We start from the raw sequence: 25,459 nt of genomic DNA on the forward strand, positions 1-25,459 counted from the left end.
CCAATTTATAGGGGGGAAAGCTATAAAAAAGGAAAAGTCCCGGGAGCTTGGCTGCCGGGACTGCATTATTATAACACTCTTACTTCATCCACTCTGGCTTGCCAAATCCTTTGAATTCTTCATCGATGATTTTTTCAAATTCTACAGATTCTACGACTTCTTTGATGTCCTTTGCGAATTGAGCATCCTGGTCTTTTGTATTGATGACGACGCGGTTGCGGTACTGGTCTGGCATGTTTTCAAGCTGAAGCGCATCAAGCAGGTCCATTTTTGCTGCCAGGGCAAAGTTGCCTGGTACAGCGGAAAGGTCGACACTTTCGACTGCTCTTGGAAGCTGTGCTGCTTCAATTGGCTTGAACTGAAGGTTTTTGACGTTGTCTTTTACATCCTTTTCAGAAACTGTCAGCGGGTCAGCATTAGGATCAAGCTTGATTAGTCCAGCGTCTTCTAGAATCAGGAAGGCACGCGCTGCATTTGTTGGATCATTTGGAATCGCGATGGCAGAACCGTCTGCAACTTCATCCAGTGACTTGAATTTCTTAGAGTAAATTCCCATTGGTGCGGTTGGCACGACGATGATTTCCGAAAGCTCAAGTTTATGTTCTTTCGCGAAGTTTTCCATATAAACCTTGTGCTGGAACAGGTTAGCGTCAAGGTCACCTTTTGATAAAGCCAGGTTCGGCTGGATGTAATCGCTGAATTCGACTACTTTCACTTCATAGCCTTTTTTCTCTAGAAGTGGCTTGATGGCTTTTGAGACCATATCACTGTATGGACCGGATGTCGCGCCAAATGTCACTTGTTTTGCTTCTGCTTTCGCATCGCCGTTGGAAGCTGAGTCGCTTCCGCATGCAGCAAGTAACCCGATTGATAATAACAACACTACTGAAATGAATAATTTTTTCATTTAAAAGAACCCCCTATTATTTATCTTTTGTCTACTACTCTTGCAATCCTGTCCCCGCCAAACTGAATCAGCTGGACGAGGCAGATTAGGATAATGACTGTCGTGATCATGATTGTATTGTCGTATCTGTAATAACCGAAGCGGATTGCGAGGTCGCCAACTCCCCCTCCGCCGACTATGCCGGCCATTGCCGAATAGGCAACAAGGCTGATGATGGTGATAGTCACTCCCTGGACAATGCCCGGCTTCGCCTCTGGAATCAGGACATCTTTGATGATCATCCACGGAGTCGCGCCAGTTGCCACGGCTGCCTCGATGACTCCTTTATCGATTTCCCGTAAGCTTTGTTCTACGATTCTAGCAAAGAACGGAATCGCCGCGACCGATAATGACACAGATGCGGCTGTCGGCCCGATGGTCGTACCGGCAATTAAATTCGCCAGCGGAAGCAGAGCGATCAACAAGATAATGAATGGAACCGAGCGGATCATATTGACGATGAATCCAGCAATATTTTTAAAAGCTAGATTCTCCAGGAACAGTCCCTTATCGGTGACAAAAAGCAGGACCCCAGTAGGCAAGCCAACGATAATGGCGACAAGGATGGAGATGCCGACCATATAGATTGTTTCAAAGAATGCTTTGTTCAATTCCGGCAATAGTTCAATCAGGTTATCAAGCAGCATCATCAATCACCTCCAGATTTTTCGTCCTTGCCGCTATGTAGGCAATCGCCCGATCAATCTCCACTTGTTCTCCCGTGACCTCCATGATGAAAATCCCCAGTGGAATGTCCTGAATGTATTCAATTTTTCCATGCAGGATATTGCCACGAACCTTAAAAGTCTGGAATACATCAGAGATGACTCCCTGCTCAGCAATCTCACCCTGAAAATAGATTTTGATCAACTTTCCTTGGCGCTCCTCCAGCAATCTTTCCGGCAGTTCGAATTGAAGGATTGAGTTGACGAAGTCCTTAGTAAGCGGTTGTTTCGGATTCGCGAAGACCTCGTATACATTCCCTTCTTCGATGATTTTTCCATCCTGCATAACAGCCATCCTGTCGCAAATGGTCTTGACGACTTCCATCTCATGCGTGATAAGGACAATGGTGATACCCAATTCAATATTAATCCTTTTAAGTAAAGATAGAATCGATTTCGTCGTGCTCGGATCCAGAGCAGAAGTAGCTTCATCACATAAGAGCACTGATGGATTATTCGCCAGCGCCCTGGCGATGCCGACACGCTGTTTCTGTCCGCCCGACAATTGTGCCGGATAGACATCTTTTTTATCCGAAAGGCCAACCATATCAAGTAGTTCCGTTACCCTATGATTGATTTCAGCCTTCGGAAGACCTGCTGCTTTCAACGCAAATGCGATGTTTTCACTAACTGTCTTTGCGCTTACAAGATGGAAATGCTGAAAGATCATCCCGATTTTCAAGCGTGCTTTTCTCAGTTCAGTCTTACTCAAGGAAGTAAGCTCTACTCCGTCAATATGTATCTCTCCTGATGTCGGTTTTTCAAGGAGATTCAGGCAGCGGATCAAAGAACTTTTTCCCGCCCCGCTATACCCTACAATCCCGTAGATTTCTCCCTTTTTCACGGCTAATGAAACATGGTCAACACCAGTAACTGACCCTTTTTTCGTTTCGTATATCTTGACCAGGTTTTTCACTTCAATCATTCTTCGCACCCCCGTTTTTTAAAAATAAAAAAGCCTCTTTCATTCATAGAAAGAGGCATCGTAAACATCTATACGACTTATCTTTCAGAATGAAAACATTCTGTAGGAAGTGGCACCTTTCCTAAAAAGGAGGTTGCCGGACGTCATAGGGCCTAATCCCTCAGTCTCTCTTGATAAGTTTCTTATTAAGTTAATTTCGATAATTGAAATATTAAAACTAACTGATTTATTTGTCAATAAAGTTTTATCGGTGGATTTCTCATGACACCGCTTACATGATTGTGGGAGTAAGGGAATATTTTTTTTAAAAGAAAACCCTTGCTTATGATAAAACAAGGGCACCGTAAACAAGGGATCCTGCGATGACATAGGCAGGATGAACTTTTAATTTTTCCATCAGGATGAAGCTGATACCGCCAATTAAAATCGTCTGTGTCAGGCCAACCCCTTCATAGGAGGAGAAAAAGAAGTCATAGGTCATGACCCCTAAAAGGACGGCAATGACAGGACGGACGACGATTGTCAGCCTTTTGACACGCGGGGAATCTTTGAATTTCATCAACAGTCCGAGCAAGCTGATCATTAGGATTAAGGATGGTGCCACCGTGGCAAATACTCCAACTATAGCACCGAGGATTCCACCTTCAGCATATCCAATATACCCAGCCATCTTGGTTGCAATCGGACCTGGCAGAGCGTTCCCCATCGCCAACACTTCACTGAATTCGTTGACTGTCATCCATTCATAACGATCAACAACTTCATTTTCAATTAGCGGAATGGAGGCAGGTCCGCCGCCATATCCTAAAATCCCCGGAATGAAAAAGGCCAAAAATATAGAGAAATAAATCATTGCTGCTCCCCTCCCGTTTGTTTATTTTCAGCTGGAGCAGGGTCTTTTTTAAGCAAGGCACTCAGCAGCAAAACAAAAATTAAAATAGCGGGATGCAGATTCAGCAATTGAAGAAGAACCAGGCTGCCAATAAGCGCCACAGCTGTCCATGCCCAGCCAAGCTTGGATTTCCCTGACTTCTTGATGAAATCCCAGGTCAGGACAGCGAGCATGACCGCAACAACCGGAACAACAGCCTCTGCCATTCCGTTCACCCATGGCTCATCTTTGTATGAGTTTAGGCCAGTCAGCAGCAGGATCATCAGGATGATTGCCGGAATCATCGTTGCTGCGAGGGCATTGAACATACCAAGGAATCCGCCTACACGATAGCCAATGTAGCCAGCCATTTTTGTGGCGATCGGTCCTGGCAGCGCATTTCCTAACGCAAGGATATCGCCGAACTCATCAGAATCCATCCATTTATATTTTTCTACCACTTCCTTATGTACAAGCGGAATCGAAGACGGGCCGCCGCCATAACCGAGGATTCCGACGCGAAAAAACGCTAAGAATAAATCTCTTTGTTTCAAAACTTCACCTTCTCTTCTGTTATTGGTGCCTTAAGCAGTCCTTTTCTATAAATCTTATTGCTTTTATTTCATTATAGACTCATATAATCGATACTGCATGTCAATTTAAAGGTAATTTACAGTTTGTGGGCTCATTTTTCGTCATGTAAATGGTTCAGATTCCCTTCGCCACGCAATATATTAGCGATTTTTCAATTTTTCCGACCACATTTTGAATTAATTCGACCACATTCTCGAATATTTCGACCAAGTCACAATTCTGCAGTTAACATGCTCAATCCGAATAACTCTTCTTATAAAAAAAGTACCACAGCCCGAAGGCCATGATACTCTCCAAATTATCTATTAAACTTAAAAATCGACACAGACTCATTCAACTCATTTGTCAGCTTCCTCAGGTCTGTCACCTTTTTTGACAGGTTGCCGAATGCAGATAATTGTTCCGTAGTGGAAGCAGAGATTTCCTCGCTTCCTGCAGCTGTCTCCTCGACGACTGCACTGATGGATTCGACATTATGGAGGACTCTGGCTCCCAGTTCTTTTGAAGCCTCCATACCTTTAACAAGTTGAGCGACTTTTTCCGAAATGCCGGTTACCTTTGATTCGATATTCCCAAATGCACTCATCGTTAAATTCATTGATTCCATCTGTTCATCAGCGATGATACCGCCTTTATTCACTGCCTCTCCTATCACATCGAGACCATTCTTCATCAGGTTGACCATATCAAAGATTTGAGTTGTGGCAGTGTTGGATTCTTCCGCCAGCTTTCTTACCTCTGCTGCAACTACCGCAAAACCTTTTCCAGCTTCACCTGCCCTTGCTGCTTCGATGGCAGCGTTTAAAGCGAGCAAATTCGTTTGGGCTGCTATTGCCGAAACGGATGCGGCCATATCTTCAATTTTTGCTGCATAGCCTACGAAATGGTCAGTTGCTGTCTGGATGGACTGGGAAGCCATTTTGTTTTCCGAAATTAAGGCTTTTTGTCCTTCGATTGCCTTTCTTCCTTCTCCAATTGCTTCCACAGCATCCTTGCTGTAAGACGACGATTCCTGTGTGTGGTCAAGGTTAAGCATAATTTCTTTATCCATATCATCAATTAGCTCAACTGACTGCTGTAAATCCTCTGAAACGGTTTGTGCTCCTGCAGAAAGCTCATCCGTTGAGACTGCTACTTGATTTGAGATTTCCGTCAGCGCAATATTTTCCTGCTCAATTTCCGCTGCGAAATCCTCAACTTCCCTGCTCGCCATATTCACCTTTTGCAGCAAGGATGTCAATTGTGCTGCCATCAAATCAAACGATTCATTCAAGGTTCCCAGCTCGTCTTTATGTTTATAAGGAACTTTTTCGATCATCAAGTTCCCTTTGGCAATTTCCTGTGCATTGACAGCAATCTGCTTCAATGGCTTGGTGATCGAACTAGTCAGCCTGATCCCGATTCCACCGGCAACTACCACAAGCAGGATGCTGCCGATGATCGCCGAGAATATTATGAATTGAATCTGATTTTTTAAGTCCGCTTGTAAAAAATCGTAATATTCATTGACCTGTATATTGAGCAAGTGAAGGTCATTCAGGACACCTTCACTGCGCAGTGACTGGCGCTTAACCTCTGCACTGTTTTGTTCATCAAGCGCTTTGTTAGCTTCACTTTCAAGGGCAGTGAACTTTTCAAAAGCCTTGTCCAAAACTTTTTTGCTATCTTCCTTCTGAATCAAGCCTTTTGCCTGCGTAAAAGTTTGAGAAGTTTTTTCCATTTTCGTCAAAGCATCCTGCCTGTTCCCCTCTGTAGGGTTGAACGAAAAATTGCTAAGAGATTGCTTCGCAGCAGAAGTCTCAGCCTGAAGATTCTGCACTGTAAGCAATACCTGAACGTAATCCTGGTTCGATGCCTGGACCATCAGCATTCTGTAGATAATAAATGAGATCATAACGATCGATAACCCAATCGCGAGCAATAAGTTAAGCAGTAATTTCTTTTTAATTGTCATGTTGGCTCCTCCAGTTGCAACTTGTTAATCTAGCTGTATTGAAAGCTCGTTACTTGATAGTTTGGCTTCCAGGTCTTCTAAGCTTTTTTCCTGTTCTGGACTCAGCTTGATCACCCTGATTGGTGCAAGTCCGACACCTTTTTCATTTATGCCTAGTTCAATCTGCTTTGATTTAAGCTTATTTTCCGCCTGGAACTCCTTGACTGTTTCATATAGCGCAACATCGACGTTTTTCAGCATTGAGGTAATGATGGCTTTTTCGGCAAAAAAGTACTGGTCACTATCCACACCAATTGCAAACTTTTTCTTGGATTGAGCTTCCTTCAATACACCGACACCTGTAAAACCGGCTGCAGCGTAAAGAACATCCGCACCTTCATCAATCATTCCTGAAGCAATCTTTCCTCCAAGCTCTGCATTGCCAAAATCATTGGCATATTCAACTTTAACCTCTGCTTCCGGATTCACAGCCTTTACTCCCTGTTCAAACCCAGCTTTAAACTTGTGAATAAGCGGCACATCTGCTCCGCCAACAAATCCAACGATATTTGACTTTGAAGCCATTCCGGCTACTGCTCCCGCCAAGAAACTGCCCTGTTCTTCTTTAAAAGTAATGGAAGTAATGTTATCTAATTGTGATACTGAATCAATCAGGATAAATTGCTGTTCCGGATACTTTTTTGCCACCTTCTCAAGATCCTCAAGGACCATGAACCCCAAACCAATGACAAGATCATTTCCTTCTTCTACAAGCTCAGTGAACCCTTTTTCATAGCTGCCTACAGTCTGAAGCTCTCTGTAATCAAAAAGAATATCAAGCTCGGCTCTCGCTTTTACCAGACCGGCAAAAGCCGCATCACTGAAAGATTGATCTCCAAGTCCGACGTCAGACAACATAATGCCGATTTTGACCCTTTCTTTCGCCTTCAGCTCCGAGTTTGCACACCCAGCAAGGGTACCTATCAATAAAAATAAGATCATAAGCATATTCAAAATTCGTTTCATCTAGATGTCCTGCTCCCTTTTTAAAAATTTATATGTATTTCATCGACCATAGCGATATTTTGTTTACGAATATGCAGAAAGTCTATCTTTTGTTAATTTTCTAACTTCTAATGAATAGAAAAAGCAGACTGTGCAATACAGCCTGCTTCGATTAACATTATTTAATTTTCGTGAACCTGTTCAAGTCGCCATTTTCGCCAAGGACGATCAGGATATCCTCAGCTCTCAGCGTTTTCTCTGGATCTGGAGAGATGTCGACCTTGTTGGCAGTTTTCACGCCGATTACTGTGATATTGTATTTGGCACGCAGGTTGATTTCAATCAAGTTTTTGCCAGCCATGCTTATAGGAAGCTTGATTTCCTCAATACTGTAATCATCGGAAAGCTCAATAAAGTTCAATACATTGGGTGATGCCATGAGCTGGTGGGCGACTCTCTCCCCCATATCCCTTTCCGGGAAAATGACTTTGTCAGCGCCAACCTTGAATAATACTTGTGCATGGTGTTTGTTAAGTGCCTTGGCAACGACATTTGAAACACCCATTTCTTTCAAAATCAGAACTGTGAGTATACTTGCCTGAATGTCGTCTCCAATCGCCACAATGACAGTATCAAAGTTCCTTATCCCTACTGCCTTCAAGGTTTGCTCGTCCGTTGAGTCACCAATTACTGCATGAGTGACATGTTCTTTGTAGTCCTCAATATGTTGTTCACTCTTATCAATCGCCAGCACTTCGACTCCTTCATTGTATAAAGTCGTCGCTACACTTGATCCGAAACGGCCCATGCCGATTACTGCATATTGTTTTGCCATAAAACATCCTCCTACCCAATCATCACTTTTCCAGCTGGATATCGATAATGATTCTCTTTTCTTTTTTTCGCAACTGCAAAAGCCAGTGTCAGCGGACCAACCCGGCCCGCGAACATCGTAATGGTTATCAATATTTTTCCGATTGATGACAGCTCAGGGGTCAAGCCCATTGATAGCCCTACAGTTGAAAAGGCTGAAACTGTCTCAAAGAATATCATTAAAAAGGCTTTTCCTTGTTCGGTGATTGTCAACACCATTGTAATCAATACTACTAAAAAAAGCGAAATCAGTGTAACCGTCAATGACTTGAAGATAATGCCAGGATCCATTCTTCTGCCAAAGAATGTGACATCCTCCCTGCCGCGAATTTGTGACTTGACTGCACCAATCAGGACTGCAAAGGTGGTGGTCTTGATGCCCCCGCCTGTAGAGCCTGGCGAAGCGCCAATGAACATCAGGAAGATGATCAAAAACAAGGTTGACTGCTTCAAGTCCGGGATATTCAATGTATTGGATCCTGCTGTCCTCGGTGTGACCGCCTGGTAAAACGCCCCGAACATTTTACCAGTCATCGTCATTGGCTTCAAGGTGGATGGATTGTTAAATTCCAAGATAAAAATCAGGAGAGCACCTCCAAACACCAAAACTGCCGATATAGCAAAAACGATTTTTGAATGCAGGGAAAGTCTCCTGGTCTTGCGGTAGTCAAATAGCTCATTCATGACTATGAACCCAATCCCGCCAAAGCTGATAAGAGTAATCATTGTGATATTGACGATCGGGTCTTCCGCATATGCAGTAAGCCCTTTGAATCCCCCCATCAAATCAAATCCTGCATTATTAAAGTTCGAAACAGCATGGAAAAATCCGTAATAAATGGCTTTTCCAGCAGCCATTTCCTGTGAAAACCGCAGAGATAGAATGATTCCGCCGGAAATCTCGACTACCGCTGTAAAAAGGAAAATTCTTTTGACAAGCCTGACAATCCCTTCTACAGTCTCGTTATTCAATGACTCCTGGATAACCAGCCTTTCTTTGAACGAAATTCTTTTTCCTAAAATAAATGCAAGCAAGGTGGCAAAACTCATGAATCCTAGTCCTCCAACCTGGATCATCGACAGGATGACCATTTCGCCAAAACGTGTAAAGGTATCTCCTGTATCAACAACGACAAGACCCGTTACACAAGTTGCCGATGTTGCCGTAAACAATGCATCCAAAATTGGAAGGCCTCTTCCATCCACTGTGGAAACTGGGAGTGAAAGCAATAATGTCCCTAAAATAATTATGGCTCCGAATCCAAAAACAAGTACTTTCGGTGGATCCATCCTAAAAAATACTTTTCTGCGCATGTTCCTTCCTTCTTTCCTTAGTATGAGGAATTATGCGTCTAATATTTCTTTGCAGGGACTCATGATTACTGGAATTTTAAAATAGTCGACATATCTAAAATACAGCAAAACAAAAAAGCCCCCAGAGGCTAAAAGATAGCAGCCTTGTGGACTTTTGTACATACTTGTCACACAAGCTTCATCTTCCTCTTCTGCAACGCTTACGGAGTTAGCTGTCGGATTAGGGCTCAGAATAGCCCCGCCTTTTATTAGGCCTCACCCCAAGTGGATTGCATCCACAAAGTTGGTTCCCCCGCTCCTGTTCGGATTCAGCGATTTAGAAATATGAAACTCATTTAATTTTGTTCAGAAATCTGAAACTGTTGTAATCATACTCCTCCCACATTCCACTTGTAAACATGAAAAGGAAGCCAAAAATGACTCTTTTTACTCAATTTAATCCGAAATTGATGGAAAATCATAGTATCTCTTACTGAATCACCGTTTTTCTTCGATTTTTACTTCTTTAATAAAGGTTCTTTTCGTAGACTTTGTTGCTTTCTCAACAAGAGAGAAAACCGGGACCTGTTATTTTACGAGTATGATTCGAAATTCTCCTTTAAAAGAGACTCCTATACCTTTAATGATGTGGATACCAGTATTCATTCTAAGAGCAACAATCGAACACGAGTGAAATTAATGAGAGAGACAACGCGGTTTATGGTGAGTCATTTTAAGGTAAATAATAAGATTGAGATATTTGTTTCTGTGAATAGATTTTCGGGGAGGTTAGTGTGGATGAAAGCCATGATTATTTTGAATCCATCATCAGGAAAAGAAAAAGCAGTTGACTATGCTGAAAAAATAGAGGAAACCTTACGGGAGAAATACGATGATATAGATATTCGAAGAACCGAAAAAGAAGGTGATGCTGCTGCATTTGCTACAGAAGCATGCATTGCTTTATACGATGCGGTCATTGCCATGGGCGGTGACGGTACAATCAACGAGGCCATAAATGGAGTAGCTGAACAAGCCCATCGACCTGCTCTCGGCATCATCCCGCTAGGTACAGTCAATGATTTTGCCAGGGCACTAAATATTCCCCTGGATCCCTATGAAGCAATTTCGATTCTGGAAGAGCAAAATCTCCAGCCTGTTGATATAGGTAAAATCAATGAGCATTATTTCGCCAATGTCATAGCAGTAGGGGGGATTGCAGAAGCTTCTTACAATGTAAGCCCTGAACTAAAAACAAGACTTGGTTCACTCGCTTATTTTATGGAAGGGGCAAAATCGTTCCTAAATGGAGAGGCAATCGATATAAGTGTCGAACACGATAACGGTAAATGGGAAGGCCAAACTTTCCTGCTGCTTGCTGCGCTAACGAATTCCGTTGGCGGGTTCGAGTCCCTTGCCCCCCATGCAAGCGTAAATGATGGCAAGTTCCATGCTTTCATTATTAAAAAGATGTCAGTCCCGAAAATTGCTTCACTTCTCCCATCGCTTATGAAGGGTGAATTGGAGGAAAGTGAAGAAGTGGAATATATTCGGACCTCCTCCCTTAAAGTAACTTCTGACAAACAGCATGTGGTGAATATTGATGGTGAGGAAGGTGAGCCATTGCCTTTCCAGGCCAGAGTCCTTCCTGGACATTTGGATGTTTTTGTACCGAAAAAAAAGAATGAACCAAAAACCTGAGCAAGGAATCCCCTGCTCAGGTTTTTTGGTGTTTATTTTACACTTGAATTAAAGTTGTAGAAGAACTTAGCTGTAATTGAGCCATCTTCATTTTCCTTGATGTCTGTTACGTGAATTCCAGAATCAGCCGGTGTAGCACCATAGCCCTTCCAGAAGTAGTAAGAACCTGTGTGTACATTTCCGCTTACTGGAGTCAGCTTGTCTCCTGTCTTGAAGAAGTCAGCAGCATCACCGCGGTTAAGATTCTTTTCAAGATCATACTTACCATCTGCCTGAAGGACAGACAATCCGTAGTGAGTCACCACATCACCATTGCTTGCAGTCTGTGACTGGTTGAACTGGAATCGCTTGTTCATCCAGTTTTCAACGTTGTTCGGACGGAAGCCAGCTGTCTGGTAAAGGTTGATGACATTTTCATCGACATGCCATGCAACTAAACCATGAGCATCTTCACCCTGACGTACCATCCCTTTATTAAAGCCATCTTGCTGCATGTTTTCAAACAGGAAGTATTCCGTTCCGTTTGATCCTGGAACTTCCATTTTAACGATGCCGTTATCAGCTTCTGCTTTGCTTGCAGCTGGTAACGTGATAGTTTGTACTCCACTTTCTGGTGTTACTTCAATTGGCTCTGCCCATCCTAAGAAAACCTTAGAGAACGGATCGAAGTGTGTTGGAGAGTTTCCGCCGTACTCAGGCTTATTAGGATAGCGCATCCAAGATCCGCCAGCCATCATTGAGTAGTTACCGACACCTTCGGAAGAATAAACAGTATCATAGAAATCAGGCAATCCTAGAGCATGTCCAAATTCGTGTGCATACACACCAGTCTGTACCGGGAATGGACCTGTTTTCGCTTCTTCTTTATAAGTGTTAGTCGCTGCGTCAAAACCAGCTACGTTACCGCCGATACCAGGCTGGATGTTGTAGTTGTTGACGATTACACCGTCGTATGTCATGTCTTCTTTTACTGTTTTTGCAATCCATTCAGATTGGCTCATGCCGGCTACAGCATCGGCAGGCTTGCCAGTTTCATAGTATTTTCCATAGTAAAGCGCGCTTAGCAAGCTCCACTTGTGAGACCAGAATTGAGCAGGGTCACGGCTGTATTCCGCTCCTGTTCCTTCATGAACGACGAATACGTTAGGAACTTCTCCCTCTTCATCAGCGTATTTAGAAAAGTCGACTTGATCATCCGCTGCTTTCAACAGGTCACGGATGAATTCACCTGTATGTGCATCACCATTTACGTTTCCAAGCTTATAAACTCCACCTTCTGCATAAGTGCCTTCCTGGTCAAGATAGTAAGAGGCACCCTTTGGCAGTTCGACCCACACAAATTCCGTGTTCTCTTTACGAACCAAATTCGTTTTTCCGTAACTTGATTCTTTATAAGCGTTTTGCATCGTGCGATTTTTAGGAACATCTGGACCATCATACTTTTGGAATTGTGGCAGCTCGTAAGGATTATATTCATCACCAAAAATTAAATCCTCATAATATTCCGCAGGAACTTGACCAGTCATGTCACCCTTTGGCTCGTCACCTTCCTTGTACTTAGCCAAAATAACGAGTACCGGAATATCACCCGTTGCCTCTTTATAAGCCACATGGTTATCGCCAGGCTGCTGGAATTTCGCTCCATTTTGTGCAGCCTTCTCGGCTGGATCGACTTTAGAAATATCAATTCCTAATTCCTTTGCTCTATCTACTAACTCTGGAGCAGCACCTACATGGTGTGCAAGGCTTAATTCATATTTACTTTGTGGCTTTACTGTGGAATCAGTTGGACTGACTCCAGCAAACACCGCACTCCCTGCTAAAGCAAGAGAAAGCGCTGAAGTTGAAAGGACTTTTAACACATTATCCACTCCCTGTTAGAATATTTCTATTTCCTAAATAATATAAAATATTCAGTATATTCTAAATAGGGAGAAAGTATTGTTTGATAGTTTTTTAAGTAAGTCGAAAGGCTTATCTTTCAATATTCATCCGAAAAAATAACTATATTTCCATAATAAACCAAATAATAATTTAACTCGTTAACTCTTCTGGAAGGTTCAGACCAAACTCTGGCTCACCCTCAAAATTTTGTCAGAAGCCACCTAAGCTCGGACAGATTCTCCCGCTTTTCTACTAACCTGTCCGATGTTGGATCAGCTTCTGACAACTTTTCACTCTTATCTTGAAACCTGTCATAATAACAATGTTTTCTTGACAGCTTTGCGCTCTACAACCTGAAACCTGTCATAATAATCATGTTTTCTTGACAGCTTTGCCCTCTATACTCTGAAACCTGTCACAATAATCACGTTTTCTTGACAGCTTTGGGCTCTTCAACCTGAAACCTGTCACAATAATCAAGCTTTCTTGACAGCTTTGGGCTCTACAGCCTGAAATCTGTCACAATAATCACGTTTTCTTGACAGCTTTGGGCTCTTCAACCTGAAACCTGTCATAATAATCACGTTTTCTTGACAGCCTTGGGCTCTACAACCTGAAACCTGTCACAATAATCAAGCTTTCTTGACAGCTTTGGGCTCTACAGCCTGAAACCTGTCACAATAATCACGTTTTCTTGACAGCTTTGGGCTCTACAACCTGAAACCTGTCACAATAATCAAGCTTTCTTGACAGATTTGGGCTCTACAACCTGAAACCTGTCACAATAATCACGTTTTCTTGACAGCTTGGCCTCTTCAATCTGAAACCTGTCACAATAACAACGGATTCTTGACAGCTTTTGGGCTAAGCGCTTAAAACCTGTCATAAAAACGTTGGATTCTTGACAACTTTGGTGCTCTCTCCGCTTCATACCTTTCATAATACAATGGCTTTCTTGACAGCATTAAACTATCCACCTTAAAAACTGGCTAAATAACGAAAGTAGTTCATCTCAAAAAAACAAGACTCCGCGGAAGCGGAGTCTTGTATAAATTACAGAATATCCATCCAAATCTTAATAGCGGTACCCAAAATCAATACTGCAAGGATGTACTGAAGGATCTTCGTATTTACTTTCTTACCTGCGTTTGCACCGAGTGGTGATGCGATTAGACTCGCTACGACCATGATCAATGCTGGCCAGAATTCTACCTGGCCCGTGGCAATTTTACCTACTGTAGATCCAATTGAAGAAATGAATGTGATTGCCAATGAAGTGGCAATTGTCATTCTAGTTGGGATCTTCAGGACAACTAGCATGATCGGCACTAGCAAGAATGCACCAGCCGCACCTACGATACCTGCTCCAATCCCAACGATAAATGCGAAGAATGCTGCAAGCCATTTATTGAAAGTTACCTGGTCTAGCGGGATATCATCTACGCCCTTTTTCGGTACAAACATCATGATTGCTGCAATTAATGCCAGGATACCATAAACGAGATTAATTCCGCCTTCGGACAAGAACCCAGATCCATAGCTTCCGATTAATGACCCAACAAGAATCGCGGAACCCATATAGATGATTAATGTTTTGTTTAAGTATCCGCCTTTACGGTATGCCCAGACACCGCCGATAGTGGCGAAGAATACCTGGACCGCACTTATTCCTGAAACCTCATGGGCACTGAATGCGGCTAGGCCGAACAATGGCGGAATATATAATAGCATAGGGTATTTAATGATTGAACCGCCGATTCCAACCATCCCGGAAATATAAGAACCGATAAAACCAATAAAAAATATGACGATAAGAAAAGTCAAATCCATCAGGCTTCCTCCTTATTTAAAAACTTTTTTGGGTAAGCTCTCTATAAATAAGATCCTATTAAAAAACAAAAGAAAAGGGAGACGAGCTCCCCCTTTCTTCAATTACGCCTTCTTCATCCAGAACTTGAACACACCGTTTTCTTCTTCATGCTTAAGAAGTTCATTACCAGTGGATTGAGCCCAAGCTGCTAGATCTTTTACAGCGCCTTTATCAGTTGTATGGATTTCTAGTACTTCTCCAGATTGAAGGTCAGTGATTGCCTTCTTCGTTTTTACGATTGGCATTGGACAAGCTAGTCCTTTTGCGTCTAATACTTTTGCTACGTTCATGTTAAAATCCTCCTTGGTTGTATGAAAAACTGTATTTTCGAATGCGGTCAGGGAGCAAAGCCCCCTTATCAGATTTATCTTACCGCACAGCGGTTTGGCCCGATTTCCATTTCTCTTTGCTTCTCATCATCTGGGCTGATTTTACCCATATTTGTTTCACGAATCTCCTGGTATGCATTTGGCTGTGGTGGCAGATTCTCAGTTACAAGTCTGCGGAACTCAGCTTCGTCTTCGATGTTCAATCCGTGGTTTTTCGCGAATAGTGTACCTAATTTTTCAGATACGCTGCCATCTTCATTCAACTCTTCAATAATCATGAAGTGTGCAGGCAGAACGACTAGTTCATCAGAAAGCTGCTTGTAACGAGTGTAAAGAGAGTTTCTTAGGTCTGCTACCCAGTCTTCAGCTTTTCCAGCCAGGTCAGGGCGTCCAATTGAGTCAATGAATAGTATATCCCCAGAAAGAAGATATTTTTCATCTACTACAAAAGAGGTAGAACCGATTGTGTGACCTGGAGTATATAGTGCATTTATATCGATATTTGTTTCACCGATTTTTACATTGTTGCCATCTTCAAGAGACTGATAGATGAATGTTACTTCATCAGCGTCTTTCGGAGGCAGCCAGTAAGTTGCGCCTGTTGCTTCAGCAATTTTTCTGCCGCCGGAAATGTGGTCTGCGTGCAGGTGTGTATCGAATACATGCTTGATTTCAACGCCAAGGTCTTTAGCGAAATCAAGATATACATCAGTCATTCTTGTCGCGTCGATCAAAGCAGCTTCACCATTTGAAACAACTGCGTAAGATAGGCAGCCTTTACCGATGCGGACGAACTGGTACATTGCTCCGCCATCCTTAAGATCGCCAACCTTGACTGGCTCAAGGTGTTCGCTCCAAGCTTTCATTCCACCTTGAAGATAAGATACTTCACGGCCTGCTTCTTCAAGCATTTCAGCAACCATTACTGATGAACCTTCTTTTGCACATACAACAAGAACTTCTTTATCAGTTGGTACTTGATCAAGGATTTCTTCTACTCCGTCAAGAAGATCGAAGTAAGGAACGTTAAGGTATTCGAAGTTTTCTCCTTCGATTTTCCAGTCGTTGAAGTCGGTCTCGTTGCGGACATCAAGGATGAAAAATGGTTCTTTATTGAATACTTTTTTAGTTACTTCTTTAGACGTCATTGCTTTCATTACTATTTTACCTCCCCGGGTATGGTTTTTTCAAAAAAAATAATTACTGTACCTTCGTTTCAGTTGGGCCATTCCATTCAGACATTCCTGGTACCACATTCCAAACCTTCTCAAAGCCTTTGCTTGAAAGTGCCTGAGATGCCATATCACTTCTGTTGCCCGTACGGCAAACAACAAGGATTGTTTTGGACTTATCCAGTTCAGCGATTCGGTTTTCAAGATCACCAAATGGTATAGATACAGCATTTGGAATATGTCCAAAAGCATATTCAGCTGGTTCTCTTACATCAAGGACAACAACATCCTCATTTGCTTCAAGCTTATTGATGACATCGTCGTTTGAAACAACGTTTGGATATTTTGTTTCTTCTTGTTCTTCACCTGAACCGCCTTTGCGGATATAGTGCTTAAGAACATCGCCTTCTTCAATCGTTCCAAGGTATTGGTTACCAGAGCTTTTAGACCAAGCCTGGATATCCGCCCTAGAACCTTTATCCGTTGCGAGCACCTCTAAAACCTCTCCAGGATTTAAATTGTTGATTGCTTTTTTAGTTCTGACAATCGGCATAGGGCATGCAAGCCCTTTTGCATCGACTGTTGCATTTGTTTTAACAGTTTCCATTTGTCGACCTCCAATTAAAAGTATCTATTAGATAAACAGGTTGACGTTTCCGTCCTCTGCATCAGCCAGGTAAGCTGCTACACCAGCAAACTCTACGCCTTCCATGATTTCTTCTTGCGTAAGACCAAATAAGTCTACTGTCATTTGACATGCAACAAGTTTTACATCCTGTTCTTTTGCCATTTCAATCAAGTCTGGAAGCGGCATTGCATTGTGCTTCTTCATTACGTCCTTGATCATTTTTGGTCCAAAACCTGCATAGTTCATTTTTGATAATCCCAATTTATTCGCGCCTCTTGGCATCATCTTAGCAAACATTTTCTCAATGAACCCTTTGTCAGCCTGGATTGGCTCATCTTTTCTAAGAGCGTTCAATCCCCAAAATGTGTGGAAGATGGTCACTTCATGATCATAGGCAGCAGCACCATTCGCAATGATGTAAGCGGCCATGACTTTGTCATAATCCCCACTGAATAAAATGATTGTTGTTTTTTTCTGTTCTCCCATTATCTCTCTCCCCTTCGTTATTTACGGTAACGGGTATTTATAATTGCAAAAAAATAATATCTTTTCTAACGTGATTACGTTGTTAAATACCTTACAGGGTATATATTATAAAAGATTGATACCTTTGTCAACCGTAATGATGAATTTTTTATGACTTTTTTAATTGAGTGGTTTTTTTACCATAAAACAACTGATTTTTGCGGACATTATCATCATATGCACTATTTAGGAAAAGTTGATTCAAATTTGAGTCCGAATTAGAAAGCAATATATTGAAAAAAGAAAAAAGAAGGGAACTGCAGTTGGTGACATTATCAATAGAAGAAAAAAGTTTTTCAGGATAAAAAGGGTGAGAAAAGATAGTAATCAAATAAAAGATAAGGCAGTGAATTTATTAGAAGAAGTAATAGTGGAATAATAAAAAGCAAATAAAAGCCTGGCTTCAAATATCTTTATAATTAGCAGATTGTAAAGATTGTGATCCAGGCTTGATTAATCTTCATCAAGCATCCTATATTTTACACTTTCATCGTAAAGCCCGTTTTTCTTGCTCCATGCCCAGATGATTCCCGCAGACGCAGTGAATGCAATCATAACCAATAGTAAAATCCAAGCTCCTGGTGCCATTTTTACACCTCCTATTGTTAAAAATCCTATACTATCGAATTACTCTAACAGAAATCTTGGAAACCGTCCAGAGTATATTTTTAGGGGGTTGTAAAAAAAAAACTTTGGGATTACAATGTGTTCAAATTAATTTGGGAGGTAAACAAATGGAACATCAATCCCTGGGTTTTTACTTCGATTTTCTTTATTATATTGGAGTCCCTATCCTGATTATCTTTGTCCTTGATACACTACGCAAAAAGTATAATAAAAAAGAAGAACAAAACTAATAATTCCCTGACAGAGCGAAATCATTTCGCTCTGTTTTTTTTGACATAATTGTTAAAAATCGCGGTTTTTTTCCAGTTAGAGAGCTAGTATAAAACAATTGGATAGCACTATAAAAAACTTGAATAACTTTATTTCTCTATGGGATGTATCATGTAACATAGCAGATTGTGAAGAAATTGTGAAATTTATGTGTTTATTTTATGAACAAGGGAGTGTCAAAATGTTTACAGACGAAAAATGGAGTTCTTCGAAGAACTGGTTCATCGCTGCTGTCTTTTGGATTATCATCGGCATGACCATGGGACTTCTTACTGCAACAAAACAAATTTGGCCAGAATTGTTGAACAATCGCTGGACAACTTACGGGCATGTTCGCTCGGCACACGTAATGCTCGTCATCTACGCGTGGTTATCAATGGCTTATGTAGGATCAATGTTCTACATGATTCCAAAGCTAGCTAAAACGAAGGTTTATAGCGAAAAGCTTGGGAATTTCGCTCTCGTATTTTATAACGTTGTTATATTAGAAGGTTTCTTCGCATTGCTTTTTGGCCAAACCGAGGTAATTGAGTATGGCGAATTCCCATTATGGGTAGACGTTCAGCTTCTTGTAGCAATTGGACTTGTAGCTTATAACCTTTTCAAGACAGTTGGACGCCGCCAGGAAAAAATGCTTTATGTCAGTCTTTGGTATTTCCTTGGCTCATTGCTATGGCTGCCATTGACCTGGATTGTCGGAAACTTCCCGGCTCAATGGATTCCAAGTGGTGTACAGCAAGGTTTGATGGGCTGGTTCCTTGGACACAACGCCATCGGTCTTTGGATGACAACAGTTGGTGTGGGGCAGATTTACTACTTGCTGCCTAAATTGACTGGACGTCCATTATACAGCCACCAGTTATCAATGATTGGTTTCTGGGCAATCGCTACTTTCTATGTATGGAATGGTCCTCACCACCTGATGAATGGTCCGATCCCGGGCTGGATCTCAAAAGCCGGAGTTATTCCTTCAATCGTTCTATTGATCCCGGTTTGGGCCGTTCTAGCCAACTTCTGGGGAACGATGAAAGGATCCTGGTCACAGACAAGAACTAGCGTACCGCTTCGTTTCACAGTTGCTGGGACGATTTTTTACCTATTCGCATGTCTCCAGGGACCGTTGCAAGCCCTTCCATCTGTAAGTTCAGTCATAAAGTTCACTCACTGGACTGTCGGGCATGCACATATGGGACCATTTGGTGCGTTCTCTTTCACATCTTTCGCAGCAATCTATTACATCCTGCCTAAAATTGTTGGACGCGAAATGTTCAGCAAGAGAGCAATGGAAGCGCACTTCTGGTTCTCTACTGTCGGTTTCTTAGTATTCGCATTCTCATTGTGGATCGCAGGTGTTGTCCAAGGGTTCGCATGGATCGAAGGTGTTCCATTCCTGCAGACTGTATTGATGATGGAACCTTACGTACAAGGCCGCGCAATCGGGGGAACAATGATGTATGTAGCTCAATTCTTCCTGGCATGGAACATGTATAAAACTATTAAACTTGCAAAACTAGAGAAAAAACAGCAAGCACAGCAGCAAGCTGCTTCTGCTTAATGAGGAGGGAAAACGTTGGAACGTAAACCATCAGCTGTATTAATCGTTGCTTTGATTCTATGGACTTTCGGTGTAGCCGGAACGGTCATCCTTCCCCTCTTCGATCAGGAAATCAACTCTGCGACTGCGAGCGGTGAGCTCCGCAATTATCCAGAGGATTCTGCTGAAGCAAGAGGAAGAGAAATTTATATCCAGAATGGCTGCCAGACTTGCCATACACAATTCGTAAGGGCATTGCCTGCTGATACGAACCAAAATCTTGGTCCAGTTACTAAGGGCGGCGACTACAAATATGATTTGCCCCATTTATTGGGATCTAACCGTACGGGCCCGGATTTGATGTGGGTCGGCTTGAAATATAACGAAGACTGGCAGCGCCAGCATTTGATTGATCCACAATCAACAAGCCCTGGAACAATCATGCCTTCGTTCGATTATCTTTCAAATCAGGAACTTGATGATCTTGTCGCTTACTTGATGAGCCTCAAGCCAACAGAAGAAAGATTGGAAGAGTACAAGAAAGAACGGGAAGAAGCAAAGTCCATGGACCATAACTAAGCTCTATTAATGTTCATTGCCTTGAATCCAGTTGATTCAAGGCAATGAACACCTATATCAGTATTTAAAAGGCAGGTGTAAAAAAATGAAAAAAGAATATCAGCAACATGATAGCAAAGAGGCGGATATTGTCTCTGATATTAAAATCGAACACAATAGAGTGCCAAAGCTCCTGGTAGTTGTATTTTATGTTGTGGCCATCTGGGCGATCGGGTATGCGATCTTCATGCCTGGTAAGCTTGCAGTCGAACCTGCTGCTGCTCCACAGGATAATAAAGGGGAACTTATTTTTGAAGGCACTTGCCTGAGCTGCCACGCCACTGGTGCGGCACCTGACCTAAGCGGAGTAACTGACAGAATGCCTGAGGAAGACATTAAGAATGTAATCAAAAAAGGCCGTAACACGATGCCGGCTATCGGTCATCTTTATACCGAAAAAGAAATCGACATGGTCTATGAATACTTAAAGGACTATAGATAAAGAAAGGGGGATTCTAGTGGGTAAAACTATAACAAGATGGGCATTTTTCATCATTATTTTCACACTTCCGTTCTGGAACGGCTTCAGGATGGATATCGACAACGAAAAGCTGTTCTTATTCGGATTTGAATTATCCTATGAAGCTGGCTATCTATTTTTCGTTTTCTTATTCTTATTCCTGATGGCTTTCCTCGCACTATCAATGATCGTGTACAGAGCATTTTGCCAATATGCATGTCCGCACAATACGTTCAGCATGCTTTTGAACAAGATTGAAGCGAAATTAGGTGACAAAGGTAAGGTCATAACCTTCCTGCTAGCTTTCGTTGTAAGCATCTTCATGGCTTACGCGACCGTAAGTTACTTTTATAACCCGATTACAATCTGGGAATCACTCGTTAACTTTAAAATGAACAAATACTTCTTCCTTGTGACATCAACTGCTGTTTTATTTACAGCTTTATCCTACAAGGCAAGGAACTCATTCTGTAAAGTCTGCCCATACGGACTTGCCCAGGGCATTTCACGTGTGGATGACAAAACTCAATGGCTTACACATCCAGGAGTATGGATTACATGGGGTACAACAACTGCCCTTGTACTAGTCCTGCTTGTTGGATGGTTCTAAAGAAAACCAAAGCGAGGTGAGAACATAAATGAATAAAATTTTGAAACTGTCAGCATTCGCACTACTATCAATTTCACTTACTGCCTGTTCTGAAGCCGCAGTAAAAGATGCATCACTTGATAATAAGAACGAAAAAGAACTTCCTCCGATCCATGAGGACTATTCTTCTAACTGGTGGAAAGACCAGCCGAACGGAAACGCGGATACCAATATGGATTGGGACGGCGAGGGCTGGATCCTGTCTGCAAACGAAGTTAGTAACGGTATTGCCATCGCTGATATCAAAACCGGCAATCCGGTAAAATACATCCAGAGCTCAGGCACCCCCCACCATGTTCACTTAAATAAAGACCAGTCGTGGGCTTTTGCTACCCAGCGTTATGGAACAAGCTTATTAGCCATCAATATGGAGACACTTGAATCCCATAATATTGATTTCCCTGGCTTTGACAGCGATCCTGCACCGCAGCATTTGACTTTTTCGAGGGATGGAAAATATGCCTTCACCTCACTAAACGGAGTTGGCGCGGTCGGAATGATCGATGCTGAAAAAGCTGAGCTTGTAAAAGTCTTCAAAGATGTTGGTAAAAAGCCAAGGGATTTGAACGTCACTCCTGATGGCAAAAAGCTATTCGTCAGCTTACAGGCAGAATCGTTCATCACAGTCATCGACATTGAAACTGGTGATATGAGATACCTGGAAAGAACAGAGACTGACTACGGAAAAGGAACAGGTTCAGGTCTCGATATGTCTAACGACGGGAAGCTTGTCGCGGTTGCCAATACAGCTGACAATGAAGTGGCAATTTATGATGCCGAATCCGAGAAGCTGCTAAAGAAATTCGGAGATATCCCAAAACCTGTTAATGTTAGCTTCATGGGGGATACGTATGATTTAGCCTCAGGGAATCGTAACGATGGGTCAATTTCCATCATCGATGCAGACAAATTAAAGTTCGTCAAAACCATCAAGACAGGTCCAGGAACTAATATTCCTTACCTCGGTCCAGACGGATATTGGTATACTTCTCAGAATGGTGCCGGTTATTTGACTGTTATGGATCCGGAAGATAATTATAAAATTGTCAGGAAAATCTGGGGTGTCCAGAATATCCACTGGCTCGCTTGGAGCCCGGATGGCAGCACGATGTTCGGTTCTAACTGGGGAGATAAGACGCTTACAAAAATCGACCTTACAAAAAAGAAGGATTTCAGACAGACAATTCCTGTTGGTTTGAACCCTAACGGAATCGCAATCAAAACAAATGTGCCAAAAGACCAAATTCTGGCTCACCAGAAAGGCAATGCGGAAGAAGCCAACAAAATCAAGAAAGCTTCCACACTTGTTTTCCCAGATGCGAGGAATGTCAATGAAGAAGCCTTCCTCGGCACTTGCCTGACATGCCATGATATCGGCCGAATCATGCGAAACAACAGTAAAGGCCCTGAGGCATGGACTTCAGTTGTTGACCGCATGAAAGGAAATGGAGCTAAAATGACCGATGAACAGAGACAGCAAATCATCGATTACCTGGCTTCTGACGAGCATAAGTCACTATCAATCCAGACTGAGCTTGAAATGGAATTGGCTGAGCAAGAAAAGGATAAAGAATAAGGACAAAAAGCGCAGCGACTCAATGGGCTAGTCGCTGCAGCTGGCCAAAAGAAAAACCCTAATGCTTCTTAACAGGAAGCATTAGGGTTTCCATCTAAATCTCTTATGAAGTTCCACAATCTTTCATGCAGATTGGACTTGAACTGTTTATCTTTTCTTAACAGGAAGAATGGGCGGAATCGGTCCCTGTCTTTGAAAGAACTGACAATAAGCTGCCTTGAGTGAATTTCAGGACAGATTGCCAACTTGGAAAAGACTGCGACGCCAAGTCCATTTTTTACACCTTCTTTGATGAGTGTGTTGCTATTATAAACAAGGACGGATTCTGGTTTGATATTCAAGCCATTCCACAAATCCAACGTAGCCTGCCTCATCGCACAGCCCGGCTCTCTGATCAGCCAGGTCATTTGCTCGAGAGTTGTAGGGTCCTGGTTTGCCGGATCTGCCCTAAGCTGTGGAGAAATACCAAGAACAAGCAAGTCATCATAGAACTCATGAGAAATAAAGTCATAACGGCCAGCTTGCCCCTCGACAAGAGCAAGGTCAACTTCAGAAGCATAAAGTAAATCTGTAATATGCACAGATGTGCCGATGGTGATTTGAATTTGATTGCTTGATATTTCAGGATTCAGCTTGAGGAAATCCTGGACCATCTTTGAGATCAGGCATTCACCTATTGTATTGCTGCAGCCAATCTTGATTGATTGACTTGAGTCCCCTTCTGCCAGAAGATTCTCAAGTTTCTCATTCAATGCTATCAACTGCTGGCCATGTTCAAACAATGTTTTTCCAGCCTCTGATAATTTGATTTTGCGATTGGCCCTGATAAACAATTGTTTATTATAATAAGTTTCCAGCTGACTGATTTGATGGCTGACGGCTGGTTGGGAAAGATTCAGCATCTTCCCTGCCTGGGAGAAGCTCTCATATTTAGCAGCGGCTATGAATGTCTTTAAATGTTCCAGATTCAATATGATCGCACCCCTTTATACTATAAGAATTGGAGGGAATAAAATGAAGAAAGTAGATATCATTATTACCGTTATCGTATTATCTGTTTTTATTTTCGGTTTGATGTACTTTACCAAGGATGATTCCGTCACATACCGCGACGTGAAATTCGAAATTGCCTCATTGGCCATTTTATCCACTGTTTCCCTGTTCACTTATTTCGGTATCAGAAGAAATTTAAATCATTAATTGGCATTATACCACATAGGGTTTGAATTGTGAGATAAAATAATGTTGTAAAAAACCTAGGAGAACTCCTAGGTTTTATTTTTTTCCTTGAAACAGTATACTAGCAATCAAATGCAATAATCTTGATTACCAGAGATTAAATTTGAAAGTTTCCTACAGTAATTATACAATATAATACACAATACCAATAGGGGTATAATTTTAACACTCTTAATTAACCCTTAACAAAAACATCACAATATAGATTACAGAAAAGGAGTGAAACTTTATAATGACGGAAATTGGTTTATTTTTTGCTTTTACTGCTGGTATTTTATCATTCTTCTCACCATGTGTGTTCCCGCTCCTCCCCGCTTACATAACACATTTGACTGGCGGGAAGATTGAGGGATCTAAAGTAGCTGTGGATCGTGCAACACTTTTTACCCGTTCATTTGGATTCATTGTCGGTTTTAGCTTGATTTTCATCGTCATGGGAGCCTCTGCATCGTTCCTTGGACAGGTGTTTGCAAATTACCGGACAATCGTGATGCAAATTGCTGGATTGCTGATCATCATTTTCGGCCTGCAGATGGCTGGCTTGCTGAACATTAAATTTCTGATGATGGAAAAGAAGGTTAATTCCGATACAAAACCGAAAGGAGCTTTCAGTTCCGTGTTCCTTGGTATGGCGTTTGCGAGTGGATGGTCACCTTGTGTCGGACTTGCACTCTCCTCCATCCTGCTTTTGGCGAGTTCTTCCGATACTCTATATCAGGGCATGTACCTGCTGACTTCATATTCTCTTGGAATGGCAGTCCCTTTCCTTATCATTTCTTTTGTCATTTCTTATTCATTAAAAGCAATCAAGAAGATCAACAAATATCTTTCTAAGCTTGCACTCGTGAATGGTATGATAATGGTAGGAATGGGCTTCCTTGTCCTTTCAGGGCAAATGCAGAAAATCAGTGCCTGGCTGTCTGCTTATAGCTTATTCGGAGTTTAAGAAATTTGCTGTAAAGCTTTTCATTAAATAAGTTGAACTTAACAATTACCGATTTTATGGAGCGGAAGGCGCGTAGACTCCTCCGAAAATGCTATCGCATTTCCATCGTGCGTGGGCAGGTTCGAGGAAGTCAATCAATGTCCTGTGGGATGAAATGTCAGTGAGAGACCCCACAGGCGCTTGCGCCGAGGAGGCTCCCAGACCACCGCGGAAAGCGAAGCACCTGGAGCGAAATGAAAAGGTAAACTTTCTAGTACAACTTATAT

At 42.2% G+C, this 25,459-nt stretch carries 26 protein-coding genes and 2 riboswitches; of the genes, 9 read left to right on the plus strand and 17 right to left on the minus strand.

What is annotated here, in order from left to right; translation table 11 throughout:
* Nucleotides 1–79: 79 nt before the first annotated feature.
* From CD004_RS18615 to CD004_RS18655, 9 genes are all read right to left on the minus strand, one after another.
* Nucleotides 80–907, minus strand: coding sequence for a MetQ/NlpA family ABC transporter substrate-binding protein (locus CD004_RS18615; RefSeq protein WP_102264111.1), 828 nt, complete (start codon nucleotides 905–907; stop codon nucleotides 80–82).
* 20 nt (nucleotides 908–927) lie between these two features.
* Entirely contained in the window at nucleotides 928–1,593 is a 666-nt protein-coding gene (locus CD004_RS18620) for a methionine ABC transporter permease (RefSeq protein ID WP_102265167.1), read from the minus strand.
* On the minus strand, nucleotides 1,583–2,596 hold the full coding sequence (locus CD004_RS18625) for a methionine ABC transporter ATP-binding protein (protein WP_102264112.1): 1,014 nt from the start codon (nucleotides 2,594–2,596) through the stop codon (nucleotides 1,583–1,585). The genes CD004_RS18620 and CD004_RS18625 overlap by 11 nt, the downstream gene beginning before the upstream one ends.
* A gap of 74 nt (nucleotides 2,597–2,670) precedes the next feature.
* Nucleotides 2,671–2,776: riboswitch (SAM riboswitch) on the minus strand.
* A 142-nt stretch (nucleotides 2,777–2,918) separates the two neighbouring features.
* On the minus strand, nucleotides 2,919–3,449 hold the full coding sequence (locus tag CD004_RS18630) for a chromate transporter (protein WP_102264113.1): 531 nt from the start codon (nucleotides 3,447–3,449) through the stop codon (nucleotides 2,919–2,921).
* Nucleotides 3,446–4,021: a chromate transporter gene (locus tag CD004_RS18635; protein ID WP_102264114.1), complete on the minus strand. Its 576-nt coding sequence runs from the start codon at nucleotides 4,019–4,021 to the stop codon at nucleotides 3,446–3,448. Before CD004_RS18635 ends, CD004_RS18630 begins: the two co-directional genes overlap by 4 nt.
* A 338-nt stretch (nucleotides 4,022–4,359) precedes the next feature.
* Entirely contained in the window at nucleotides 4,360–6,015 is a 1,656-nt protein-coding gene (locus tag CD004_RS18640; RefSeq protein WP_102264115.1) for a methyl-accepting chemotaxis protein, read from the minus strand.
* A gap of 24 nt (nucleotides 6,016–6,039) precedes the next feature.
* Nucleotides 6,040–7,020 carry a BMP family lipoprotein gene (locus CD004_RS18645; RefSeq protein ID WP_102264116.1) on the minus strand — a complete coding sequence of 327 codons (981 nt, stop codon included), beginning with the start codon at nucleotides 7,018–7,020 and terminating at the stop codon, nucleotides 6,040–6,042.
* A 157-nt stretch (nucleotides 7,021–7,177) separates the two neighbouring features.
* Nucleotides 7,178–7,834: a potassium channel family protein gene (locus CD004_RS18650; RefSeq protein ID WP_041964874.1), complete on the minus strand. Its 657-nt coding sequence runs from the start codon at nucleotides 7,832–7,834 to the stop codon at nucleotides 7,178–7,180.
* Nucleotides 7,835–7,845: 11 nt separating this feature from the next.
* Nucleotides 7,846–9,186, minus strand: a complete 1,341-nt coding sequence (locus tag CD004_RS18655; RefSeq protein WP_102264117.1) for a TrkH family potassium uptake protein — start codon at nucleotides 9,184–9,186, stop codon at nucleotides 7,846–7,848.
* Between the two features lie 181 nt (nucleotides 9,187–9,367).
* Nucleotides 9,368–9,510: riboswitch (cyclic di-AMP (ydaO/yuaA leader) on the minus strand.
* A gap of 453 nt (nucleotides 9,511–9,963) precedes the next feature.
* On the opposite strand from CD004_RS18655, the gene CD004_RS18660 reads away from it, so the two are divergent.
* Entirely contained in the window at nucleotides 9,964–10,866 is a 903-nt protein-coding gene (locus tag CD004_RS18660; protein WP_102264118.1) for a diacylglycerol/lipid kinase family protein, read from the plus strand.
* Nucleotides 10,867–10,898: 32 nt separating this feature from the next.
* Here CD004_RS18660 and CD004_RS18665 read toward each other — a convergent pair whose 3' ends face one another.
* The 7 genes from CD004_RS18665 to CD004_RS24505 form a co-directional block, all read right to left on the minus strand.
* Nucleotides 10,899–12,728 (minus strand): M6 family metalloprotease domain-containing protein, encoded by a 1,830-nt coding sequence (locus tag CD004_RS18665; protein ID WP_102264119.1) that lies wholly within the window; start codon nucleotides 12,726–12,728, stop codon nucleotides 10,899–10,901.
* 1,075 nt (nucleotides 12,729–13,803) lie between these two features.
* Complete coding sequence (locus CD004_RS18675; RefSeq protein ID WP_102264121.1) at nucleotides 13,804–14,580, minus strand: sulfite exporter TauE/SafE family protein; 777 nt, start codon at nucleotides 14,578–14,580, stop codon at nucleotides 13,804–13,806.
* 102 nt (nucleotides 14,581–14,682) lie between these two features.
* Complete coding sequence (locus CD004_RS18680) at nucleotides 14,683–14,910, minus strand: sulfurtransferase TusA family protein (protein ID WP_023626705.1); 228 nt, start codon at nucleotides 14,908–14,910, stop codon at nucleotides 14,683–14,685.
* 74 nt (nucleotides 14,911–14,984) lie between these two features.
* Nucleotides 14,985–16,106 carry an MBL fold metallo-hydrolase gene (locus tag CD004_RS18685; RefSeq protein ID WP_170030003.1) on the minus strand — a complete coding sequence of 374 codons (1,122 nt, stop codon included), beginning with the start codon at nucleotides 16,104–16,106 and terminating at the stop codon, nucleotides 14,985–14,987.
* A 43-nt stretch (nucleotides 16,107–16,149) separates the two neighbouring features.
* Nucleotides 16,150–16,728 carry a sulfurtransferase TusA family protein gene (locus CD004_RS18690; RefSeq protein ID WP_102264123.1) on the minus strand — a complete coding sequence of 193 codons (579 nt, stop codon included), beginning with the start codon at nucleotides 16,726–16,728 and terminating at the stop codon, nucleotides 16,150–16,152.
* Between the two features lie 27 nt (nucleotides 16,729–16,755).
* Nucleotides 16,756–17,235 carry a DsrE/DsrF/DrsH-like family protein gene (locus CD004_RS18695; protein ID WP_102264124.1) on the minus strand — a complete coding sequence of 160 codons (480 nt, stop codon included), beginning with the start codon at nucleotides 17,233–17,235 and terminating at the stop codon, nucleotides 16,756–16,758.
* 492 nt (nucleotides 17,236–17,727) lie between these two features.
* Nucleotides 17,728–17,862 (minus strand): hypothetical protein, encoded by a 135-nt coding sequence (locus tag CD004_RS24505; protein WP_023626701.1) that lies wholly within the window; start codon nucleotides 17,860–17,862, stop codon nucleotides 17,728–17,730.
* A gap of 146 nt (nucleotides 17,863–18,008) precedes the next feature.
* On the opposite strand from CD004_RS24505, the gene CD004_RS24510 reads away from it, so the two are divergent.
* The 6 genes from CD004_RS24510 (at nucleotide 18,009) to CD004_RS18720 (ending at nucleotide 23,008) form a co-directional block, all read left to right on the plus strand.
* A complete protein-coding gene (locus CD004_RS24510; RefSeq protein ID WP_264191041.1) occupies nucleotides 18,009–18,131 on the plus strand; it encodes a hypothetical protein in 123 nt (40 codons plus the stop codon).
* Between the two features lie 221 nt (nucleotides 18,132–18,352).
* Nucleotides 18,353–19,726 (plus strand): cbb3-type cytochrome c oxidase subunit I, encoded by a 1,374-nt coding sequence (locus tag CD004_RS18700; RefSeq protein WP_158651596.1) that lies wholly within the window; start codon nucleotides 18,353–18,355, stop codon nucleotides 19,724–19,726.
* A 15-nt stretch (nucleotides 19,727–19,741) separates the two neighbouring features.
* Nucleotides 19,742–20,284, plus strand: coding sequence for a cbb3-type cytochrome c oxidase subunit II (locus CD004_RS18705; protein ID WP_102264126.1), 543 nt, complete (start codon nucleotides 19,742–19,744; stop codon nucleotides 20,282–20,284).
* Nucleotides 20,285–20,369: 85 nt separating this feature from the next.
* A complete protein-coding gene (locus tag CD004_RS18710; protein WP_102264127.1) occupies nucleotides 20,370–20,765 on the plus strand; it encodes a c-type cytochrome in 396 nt (131 codons plus the stop codon).
* Between the two features lie 16 nt (nucleotides 20,766–20,781).
* Nucleotides 20,782–21,393, plus strand: a complete 612-nt coding sequence (locus CD004_RS18715; protein ID WP_102264128.1) for a 4Fe-4S binding protein — start codon at nucleotides 20,782–20,784, stop codon at nucleotides 21,391–21,393.
* 28 nt (nucleotides 21,394–21,421) lie between these two features.
* A complete protein-coding gene (locus CD004_RS18720) occupies nucleotides 21,422–23,008 on the plus strand; it encodes a YVTN family beta-propeller repeat protein (protein ID WP_102264129.1) in 1,587 nt (528 codons plus the stop codon).
* A gap of 68 nt (nucleotides 23,009–23,076) precedes the next feature.
* On the opposite strand, the gene CD004_RS18725 is transcribed toward CD004_RS18720, so the two are convergent.
* Nucleotides 23,077–23,979: a LysR family transcriptional regulator gene (locus CD004_RS18725; RefSeq protein WP_102264130.1), complete on the minus strand. Its 903-nt coding sequence runs from the start codon at nucleotides 23,977–23,979 to the stop codon at nucleotides 23,077–23,079.
* A 43-nt stretch (nucleotides 23,980–24,022) separates the two neighbouring features.
* Here CD004_RS18725 and CD004_RS18730 point away from each other — a divergent pair, with 43 nt between their 5' ends.
* Entirely contained in the window at nucleotides 24,023–24,208 is a 186-nt protein-coding gene (locus CD004_RS18730; RefSeq protein ID WP_102264131.1) for a hypothetical protein, read from the plus strand.
* Nucleotides 24,209–24,479: 271 nt separating this feature from the next.
* Nucleotides 24,480–25,193: a cytochrome c biogenesis CcdA family protein gene (locus tag CD004_RS18735; RefSeq protein ID WP_102264132.1), complete on the plus strand. Its 714-nt coding sequence runs from the start codon at nucleotides 24,480–24,482 to the stop codon at nucleotides 25,191–25,193.
* Nucleotides 25,194–25,459: the final 266 nt, after the last annotated feature.

Origin of the sequence: Mesobacillus jeotgali (genome assembly GCF_002874535.1) — a bacterium.
Lineage (GTDB): Bacteria > Bacillota > Bacilli > Bacillales > Cytobacillaceae > Mesobacillus > Mesobacillus jeotgali.

Coding starts and splice junctions, on each gene's coding strand:
- CD004_RS18615 (WP_102264111.1), bottom strand. CDS start 907: ATGAAAAAATTATTCATTTCAGTAGTGTTGTTATTATCAATCGGGTTA.
- CD004_RS18620 (WP_102265167.1), bottom strand. CDS start 1,593: ATGCTGCTTGATAACCTGATTGAACTATTGCCGGAATTGAACAAAGCA.
- CD004_RS18625 (WP_102264112.1), bottom strand. CDS start 2,596: ATGATTGAAGTGAAAAACCTGGTCAAGATATACGAAACGAAAAAAGGG.
- CD004_RS18630 (WP_102264113.1), bottom strand. CDS start 3,449: ATGATTTATTTCTCTATATTTTTGGCCTTTTTCATTCCGGGGATTTTA.
- CD004_RS18640 (WP_102264115.1), bottom strand. CDS start 6,015: ATGACAATTAAAAAGAAATTACTGCTTAACTTATTGCTCGCGATTGGG.
- CD004_RS18645 (WP_102264116.1), bottom strand. CDS start 7,020: ATGAAACGAATTTTGAATATGCTTATGATCTTATTTTTATTGATAGGT.
- CD004_RS18650 (WP_041964874.1), bottom strand. CDS start 7,834: ATGGCAAAACAATATGCAGTAATCGGCATGGGCCGTTTCGGATCAAGT.
- CD004_RS18655 (WP_102264117.1), bottom strand. CDS start 9,186: ATGCGCAGAAAAGTATTTTTTAGGATGGATCCACCGAAAGTACTTGTT.
- CD004_RS18660 (WP_102264118.1), top strand. CDS start 9,964: ATGAAAGCCATGATTATTTTGAATCCATCATCAGGAAAAGAAAAAGCA.
- CD004_RS18675 (WP_102264121.1), bottom strand. CDS start 14,580: ATGGATTTGACTTTTCTTATCGTCATATTTTTTATTGGTTTTATCGGT.
- CD004_RS18680 (WP_023626705.1), bottom strand. CDS start 14,910: ATGAACGTAGCAAAAGTATTAGACGCAAAAGGACTAGCTTGTCCAATG.
- CD004_RS18685 (WP_170030003.1), bottom strand. CDS start 16,106: ATGAAAGCAATGACGTCTAAAGAAGTAACTAAAAAAGTATTCAATAAA.
- CD004_RS18690 (WP_102264123.1), bottom strand. CDS start 16,728: ATGGAAACTGTTAAAACAAATGCAACAGTCGATGCAAAAGGGCTTGCA.
- CD004_RS18695 (WP_102264124.1), bottom strand. CDS start 17,235: ATGGGAGAACAGAAAAAAACAACAATCATTTTATTCAGTGGGGATTAT.
- CD004_RS24505 (WP_023626701.1), bottom strand. CDS start 17,862: ATGGCACCAGGAGCTTGGATTTTACTATTGGTTATGATTGCATTCACT.
- CD004_RS24510 (WP_264191041.1), top strand. CDS start 18,009: ATGGAACATCAATCCCTGGGTTTTTACTTCGATTTTCTTTATTATATT.
- CD004_RS18700 (WP_158651596.1), top strand. CDS start 18,353: ATGTTTACAGACGAAAAATGGAGTTCTTCGAAGAACTGGTTCATCGCT.
- CD004_RS18710 (WP_102264127.1), top strand. CDS start 20,370: ATGAAAAAAGAATATCAGCAACATGATAGCAAAGAGGCGGATATTGTC.
- CD004_RS18720 (WP_102264129.1), top strand. CDS start 21,422: ATGAATAAAATTTTGAAACTGTCAGCATTCGCACTACTATCAATTTCA.
- CD004_RS18730 (WP_102264131.1), top strand. CDS start 24,023: ATGAAGAAAGTAGATATCATTATTACCGTTATCGTATTATCTGTTTTT.
- CD004_RS18735 (WP_102264132.1), top strand. CDS start 24,480: ATGACGGAAATTGGTTTATTTTTTGCTTTTACTGCTGGTATTTTATCA.